Origin of the sequence: Thiohalomonas denitrificans, assembly GCF_016841685.1 — a bacterium.
Lineage (GTDB): Bacteria > Pseudomonadota > Gammaproteobacteria > Thiohalomonadales > Thiohalomonadaceae > Thiohalomonas > Thiohalomonas denitrificans_A.
In genome coordinates this window covers 1-7,206 of the sequence record NZ_JAENYR010000121.1, presented here as the reverse complement: position 1 = coordinate 7,206, position 7,206 = coordinate 1, and the positions used below count along the sequence as shown (strand labels likewise).

Here is a 7,206-nt window from a genome sequence, read left to right as displayed (position 1 = left end):
GCGCCAGCGGCTATGTCGGCGAGGTCACCACCACCCTGAAGTCCGCCGACGACGGAAGCAGCGGCGGGCAAATCGCCTTCGCCATGAGTGAATTGGTGATGGGCCCGCCCAACCTCAAAATCTGGGCCGAGCGCAAAAGCACCATCGACCAGGGCCTCACCCAAGGCGAGACCCGCGAGAGCCGTATCGGCTTCGAGGGCGCGGGCCTGGCCGACGACACCACCATCAACATCTACACCGAATGGTATGGTGAAAACGGACGGCCGCTTCCCGAAGCCCTCGGCGACTACGGCTACACCGCCCGTCTTGCCAAGGTGGTCGAGGCCAACCAGTTGGCGGCCGTCACCGGCAGCGGCGCCAACCAGCTCTCGCAATTCGCCATCAAGCCCGGCCGCCAGCTCCAGGTCATCCGCCTGCCCGAGGAGAACATCGGCAACCAGCACCTGTACCTGCAGGTCTCCGGCGAGCCGAAAGACCGTAACCCCGACTTCGGAAGCACCGGCGTCAACGAAGGCATCCTGACCTACCGCCCCGACCAATTCGTGCCGTTCAAGGTGCCGGTCTATGACGAAGAGGCCTCCGGCCTCAAACTCCAGGCCTACCGTCAAACCAACGAAGCCGACCCCAACCTCGACCTCGAACAACCCGAGCCCGCCTACCAGTGGGCCTACCGGCCGGAGTTTCAGTTCAGCATTTATGACTTGGAGGTCCAGGCCGTGCGCCGCGCCGATATGGCCGGTGATGTGACCGATATCCTGTCAGCTGAAGAGCCGCTGATAATGCTTTCTGACCAGTACCTGGAGGCCTACTACGATCTCTATGCGCCGGGGCAGCCCGCGCTGGGAGCTTTCAGCTACGAGGGGGAGAGAGAACTCGTTTTTGCTCTGGGCGAACAGGAGCTTACTGCGGTACTCGGAGATGACCAAACCATCCGCTTTGAAAGCCTGGAACACCTGGGTCGGGTTGATCCAGACGATATGCTTACGTTACGCCTCTACAGCAACAACGACTCGGCTAATTTGCTGTGGGAGTATGCCTTTGGGCCGCTTCCGCAAATTCTGGTGGACCTGGACCGTGACGGCATAATCTCCTCTGACAAAGAGGACCAGGTTAACGTAGAGAAGCCTTTTCGGCTGTGGATCAACGATGACGATGACAGCGGTGAGGTGGCCTACGGATTGAGTGATGTGCCGGGACAGTCGCCGACCTTCGAACAGGGCTCGAACCTGGTCGCCGACTTTCAGGAAGGGCGGGTCAACTGGAAGTCGGACCTGGTCGACTTCTTTCCCATAGGTCTTGAAGTACGCTCGGTGCTCAAAGCCTATCCGCCACGCGAGGGGTATGACTACCTTTTGCGCCACAGCGATGCCGCTTTCAACGTCGTTTATTCGGACCTGGACTTTGAAGAAGCCGGTGACTTCCTTACCGACTTCCTTTTGAGTGGCTTCGGCCCGCAGTTTGACGCCCCGCCGGAGGAGGCGGAAAAGAGGCGGGTTACCGAAACCGGTTTGAGCCTGCAGGCCTCCTTTCTAAATCGCATTGAGGCCTCAGAGAGTAAAGGGGTACTGCTTTTGGAGGCGCGAAGGGCCACATCCGAACCCCTTGAGCTGGCGGTGAGCCGCAACGGTGAGACGGTCGGCGTCATTCAGCTACCGCTTGAGTCCAGTGGCGTCGAGCAGATGTTCCGGCATGTGAATATGGTTGACGTGGTGGTGGACAAAAACGGCAGTGCAGTAACGGACATCGATGACGCAAGCGCCTCTCGATCCGGTACACCCCCCAACTATCCCGACGCCTACACCAATGACAAGTACTTCGTCTTTATCCATGGCTACAACGTGCCCCAGGAAGCGGCGCGGGGCTGGCATGCCGAGACCTTCAAGCGCCTTCACCAGCTCGGCTCAAACGCCCGCTTTGTGGGCGTGACCTGGCACGGTGACACCGGGCTCGATTACCACGAAGCGGTGAAATACGCCTTCATCACCGGGCACAAGCTGCGCGAGCGGCTGAGCTTTGTCTCCGGCGATGTGACCGTTGCCGCCCATAGCCTCGGGAACATGGTCGCCTCCAGTGCCATCGCCAATGCGGACTTTCCCGCGAGCCGTTACTACATGATCAATGCCGCCGTTCCGATTGAGGCCTATGCCCATTCGCAAACCAATGGACGGGACGGTAACGAAATGGTTGGGTTGATGACCGAAGATAGCTGGAAGCCGTACCGCGGCTTGGATGGCTCAGATAAGCTCTTCGCTGACAAGTGGCATACGTTGTTTACCGACGCCCGGCAGGCCCTCACCTGGGGCAATCGCTTCCGAAGTGCACTGGGGACGGAGACCTACAATTTCTACTCCAGCGGCGAAGATGTGGTCGAAAACCCCAACCCCAATGAAACCGTGACAAGCCATATCTGGAACCTCCTCATTGAGGCCTTGTCACGCGGCAACAAGGGGCGGCATGCCTGGGTGGCGCAGGAAATCGCCAAAGGCAGTGATTCGCTGCTTATCGCTCCCTTGATGGGGCATCAGCACGGCGGCTGGGGCTACAACGGAGCCTATGACGGGCAGAGTGGAGTGCTTTCGCTCGACAAAGAGACCTTCCGCCTTGAGCCGTTTTTCAGCCGGTTCGAGCCGGACGATGCGGTTTTCAGTTACACCGGCGATGTCCTCTTCGCTTCGGACCAGGACAGCGCAGCCGATACTGAAGCGGCCAAGCTGCACACACAGTTCAAGCTCTTGGCAGAAGCCATTCCGGCGAGGTCGTTTGCGGCGGCGGCTAATAAGATGGACGAATTAACGCGGTTGGGATACGAGAATTTCGACATGATGGACTACAAAAATCTAAATCAAGGTCTCTGGACGACAGAACGGCCTGCCGAAACCGGTGGTGTCCGGCCTTGGTGGCACAGTGACTTCCGGGCTGTGGCTTTAACCTATACGAGCCCGATGTGGGAGAAGATGATCGCCCTTGGAGGGCTTGGTGAATGAGATGGTTTGCGTTATTCCTGTTGCTTTTTCTTGAACCGGCTTGGGCATTTACAGCTCCGGTGGTGAGAATCGAGGTCACGGTCACAGACGAATCGGGAGCGCCTGTGCCTGATGCCAGGGTGGGGGCTGTCTATTACGGTGCCACAGATCACTATACCGATGTTGAATTGACTGACGAAAAAGGAATAGCTGTCGTTTCGGGGCGAACCGTCTATGCGGTGCCGTTTTCGGTATCGAAGCTGGGGTATTACCCTGGAGGAAAAAAAATAATGCCGCCGGCGGACGAAACAGAAGCGGGACTAAAGAAAGTTGCCGTCGTTCTGCGTAAAAAGCGCAACTCGATACCTCTGTACGCGATCAAGTATTCAGGCGAAATCCCTGTCGCCGAGGAGTGGGTCGGGTTTGATTTGCAAAAGGCTGACTGGGTGTCTCCTTTCGGAAAGGGAGTTTTTTCTGATCTTCTGTTGCGTTATGAGGGAGAGTTCTTGGGGATTGATAATGCCCGCGGAGAACTCAAGTTGCGGTTTCCCAATGACGGGGATGGAATGCGGCAGACCGATCGCCTGTATCCGGAGAGCAGTTTTAAAACACCGTATGAGGCGCCCGTTGGTGGTTACCACTTAAAGGCCATGAAATGGTTTCAGGCGATTGGCTATGACATGGACCAGAAATTAGTTCCAAATGAAGCGAAAACCTACTTCTTCCGTATCCGAACGGTTACTTCGAAAGAAGGAGAGATAGAAAGTGCTCTCTATGGGAAGCTGTACGGGGATATTCAGTACTCCCTGAGGAGTCTCCGTGGCGGGGTATCGAGCATTAAATTTATGTATTATCTGAATCCGACCCCCAATGACCGAAACTTGGAATTCGCCGTCGGGGAAAATCTTTTCAAAGACCTCAAGCATGAACAGCAGGTAAGAGAGCCTTAACGGCTTTCGCAACCGGTGTTTTTCATCTTGCCGAGAAGGCAAGTTGTACGCTACAAAGGCCCTGATTGCCCAAAAATAGAAGCACATGAAGCCCCCCTTTCCCACCTGTCCATCCGTAAACAGGAAGACCTGCAGCGCTTCGTCGCTCTCATCCGCGAGGGCTGCCCAGCGGTGCACCTCGTCATCCTTTTCGGCTCCTACGCCCGTGGGGACTGGAAGGCGGCGGCGGACCTGAAGCCCGACCGGCGCTTGGGTCACGCCTCGGACTACGACATCCTGGCGGTCACGGAGGAGTTCGAGCCGTGAGATGCACTGGAGTGGCAGCCATACGCCTTCATCACCGGACACAAGCTGCGCGAGCGGCTGAGCTTTGTCTAGCCTCGGGAATATGGTCGCCTCCAGCGCCATCGCCAATGCGGACTTTCCCGCGAGCCGTTACTACATGATCAATGCCGCCGTTCCGATTGAGGCCTACGCCAGCGGTCAGTCCCATGGGTGGGACGGAGTGGAGATGCTTGGCCGCATGACAGAAGATTCCTGGAAGTCCTATCGGGAGCAGGACGGTTCGGACAAGCTCTTTGCGGACGGCTGGCATAACCTGTTTACCGATTCGCGCAAATGATTAACCTGGGCCGACCGGTTCCGGAGTGTACTGGGCACCGAGACCTACAACTTCTACTCCAGCGGTGAGGATGTGGTCGAAAACCCCAACCCCAATGAAACCGTCAGCAGCAGCATCTGGGATGTGATTATTAAAGTGTTCACTTTTGACAACCAAAAAGGTCGGCACGCCTGGGTGGCGCAGGAAATCGCCAAGGGAAGTTCTGCACTGTTCATCTTTACTTCGATGGGTAGCCAGCACGGGGGCTGGGGATAAATCAGGCCTATGGCGAGACCTTGGTAGACCCCCCGTACTGGTGGCCGCTCGGTCCGCAGAAAGCGATTGAACTGACCGAGTCTGACCTGCGTATGGAGCCGTTTTTCAAACGGTTTGAGCAGGAGGATTCGCTCATCGAGAGCTTTGATGGTGACATCCTGTTCGCGCCAAATGGAGATGCCGGGACGGACGAGTTCGCGAAAGACGAAAAGGTGCAGTTCAAGATGCTGGCGGAGGCAATTCCTGCAAGGTCGTTTGCGGCGGCGGCCAATAAGGTAGACGAATTAGCGCGCCTGGGATACGAGAATTTCGACATGATGGATATGAAAAACGGTGGCTGGCCACCCGATCGGTTGGATGAGCCGAAAGGTGACGATTGGTGGCACAGTGATTTTCGAGCGGTGGCATTGACGTATACACATGTCATGTGGCGGAAAATGATCACGCTGGGGGGATTGGATGCATGCGCAGACTGTTGATAGTTCTAATGCTGGTTGCTCTGCCCGCGTATACGGCGGCCTTGACCCCGCTGATTGAGGTGGACGTCACGGTTGTTGGTGAGAATGGGAGGCCTTTGGAAGGGGTGTCCGTGCGTGGTGACTTTGTGGGAGTCGTTCCTGGTGATGGCCATGTAGAGCGACAAGTCACGGATGAAAAGGGGTTCGCCAAACTCTTGGGCCGATCATTTTTCCCAGTAAGGGTCACAGCAGGAAAGCTCGGTTACTATGAAACCCTCGTGGAGATAAATACTAAGGAGGTTGGTGAAAAGGAGTATTCTGATCAAGAGATCACCCTGACGCTCCGTGAAAAGCGCAATCCAATACCTCTATATGCCATCAAGTATTCAGGCGAGATTCCCGTGGCCGAGGAGTGGGTTGGTTTTGATCTGCAAAAGGCGGACTGGGTGTCTCCTTATGGAGATGGTGTAGTGCCAGACTTTCTGTTCTGGTATGAGGGTAGTGTTGAGAGTTTTCTTAATGCGGAGGGGGTTCTGAAGGTGAGGTTTTCGTCGCCGGACGACGGCCTTCGTGAAATTGAACCTTTAACAACTTATAGTCGCCTGCTCGTTCCTCATGAAGCCCCAAAATCAGGTTATGTTGGTGGGGAAAAGATATTCATTTTCAAGGTTACCGGTGAGCCTCCTATATTGAAGGGGGGATCTGCATACTATTTTGCGAGAATACGCTCTGAGAGAGACTCCAAAGGCGACTTGATTGAGAGCCATTACGCAAAAATTTATGAAGGGATTTCATTCGATCCAAGAATGAAGGACGGCGAATCAGGGGTCGCTTGGGTAGGATTTACGTATTACTTCAATCCTGTTTCAAATGATCGAAACCTGGAGTTCGATACCTCGAGAAACCTTTTCAATGAGCTTTCTTTTGATCAGAGGGTGAAGAATCCCTGATTATAAAGGCAGTCTCATTTTGTTCTCCACTAGATGTATTTCGCTCAACGGAACCTCCCGCCGTGACATGGTGAACCGAGCCGACAAGGAGATGAATTATGGCTAAGGGTAGGCCGCGTCGTCATTCCCGGTCACCCCCACAATGTCACACAGCGCGGTAATCGCCGTGCGGAACCCTCGTTCCTGGATATTTCTGTATCTATAAATAATCGTTCTTTCACCGCCTCCAACCAAGGCCACAGCGCCGAGTTTCACGGCTATCTCAGCGAACCGGCGCGGGGGCGGAAGGACTATTGGTTGCAGGTGATGGAACATAGCTTTCGGTTAAACCCGCAAGCTGACGATGTCTATTCCGGCCTTTACCCCGAGTTGAATTAGGAGCAGTCACTGTGAAGCGAACGTCGATCGCCTTTTTCACGATAATCTTGGTTGTAACCACGGTCGTATTGTGGGTGCTGCTGAGCGAGCCGCAACCCGAGCGGCCGAATACTATTGCGAACCAAGATCGCCCGGACGAGGCCAAACTGGAAGAGGTTAAAACGAAGGCGGCAGCTGTGAAGGTAGCGGAAGCCCGGGGCGATCAGGGAGTACTGGAAACGGCCAAGCAGGAGCTCGCCGAGGCGGTGGGCGGCCGTGCAGGCCGGATGCTGCAAATGGCCATGGACCGCAACGCGCCCATCACGATGTATGGCAAGGTCGTGGATCAGCATGGGCGCCCGGTGGTCGGGGCCCGGGTTAATCTCATCGTAGCAGGGGGCGGTACCTTTGCGCCCGGAACCGGACCCACATTTTATAAGACTGACGCCGAAGGACGGTTCAAGGTCCAAGCCAAAGGTAGTCAGATACAGATCAGCAGCATCGAGCACCCTGAAGTCTCAGCTTATCTAACAAGACATGTTAGTGATGGAAAGATAGTCGGCGGCAAGTTACTAAAAGGGGCCAGCCCCTATGGGGGGGTGCGATCTTCGCTTGATGTCCAAATTCACGCTGCCCGAGGCACACCATAGT

Annotated in this window: 7 protein-coding genes and 1 pseudogene; all 8 read left to right on the top strand. The window is 55.6% G+C overall.

Features of this window, described 5'->3' with window-relative positions; all coding sequences use genetic code 11:
- Positions 1-2,984, top strand: a pseudogene (locus tag Q7L05_RS16465) (hypothetical protein); the annotation flags it as partial.
- On the top strand, positions 2,981-3,913 hold the full coding sequence (locus tag Q7L05_RS16460; protein WP_303909249.1) for a carboxypeptidase-like regulatory domain-containing protein: 933 nt from the start codon (positions 2,981-2,983) through the stop codon (positions 3,911-3,913). The pseudogene Q7L05_RS16465 and the gene Q7L05_RS16460, both read left to right, overlap by 4 nt.
- 27 nt (positions 3,914-3,940) lie before the next feature.
- Positions 3,941-4,219, top strand: coding sequence for a nucleotidyltransferase domain-containing protein (locus Q7L05_RS16455; RefSeq protein ID WP_303909247.1), 279 nt, complete (start codon positions 3,941-3,943; stop codon positions 4,217-4,219).
- Positions 4,220-4,283: 64 nt separating this feature from the next.
- The gene (locus tag Q7L05_RS16450; protein ID WP_303909245.1) at positions 4,284-4,535 is read left to right on the top strand and encodes a hypothetical protein; all 252 of its coding nucleotides are present in this window, start codon (positions 4,284-4,286) and stop codon (positions 4,533-4,535) included.
- A 72-nt stretch (positions 4,536-4,607) separates the two neighbouring features.
- On the top strand, positions 4,608-4,790 hold the full coding sequence (locus tag Q7L05_RS16445; protein ID WP_303909243.1) for a hypothetical protein: 183 nt from the start codon (positions 4,608-4,610) through the stop codon (positions 4,788-4,790).
- A 92-nt stretch (positions 4,791-4,882) separates the two neighbouring features.
- Complete coding sequence (locus Q7L05_RS16440; RefSeq protein WP_303909242.1) at positions 4,883-5,269, top strand: hypothetical protein; 387 nt, start codon at positions 4,883-4,885, stop codon at positions 5,267-5,269.
- Positions 5,254-6,198 (top strand): hypothetical protein, encoded by a 945-nt coding sequence (locus Q7L05_RS16435; RefSeq protein WP_303909240.1) that lies wholly within the window; start codon positions 5,254-5,256, stop codon positions 6,196-6,198. The genes Q7L05_RS16440 and Q7L05_RS16435 overlap by 16 nt, the downstream gene beginning before the upstream one ends.
- A gap of 389 nt (positions 6,199-6,587) precedes the next feature.
- A complete protein-coding gene (locus Q7L05_RS16430; protein WP_303909238.1) occupies positions 6,588-7,205 on the top strand; it encodes a hypothetical protein in 618 nt (205 codons plus the stop codon).
- The last annotated feature ends 1 nt before the right edge of the window (position 7,206 follow it).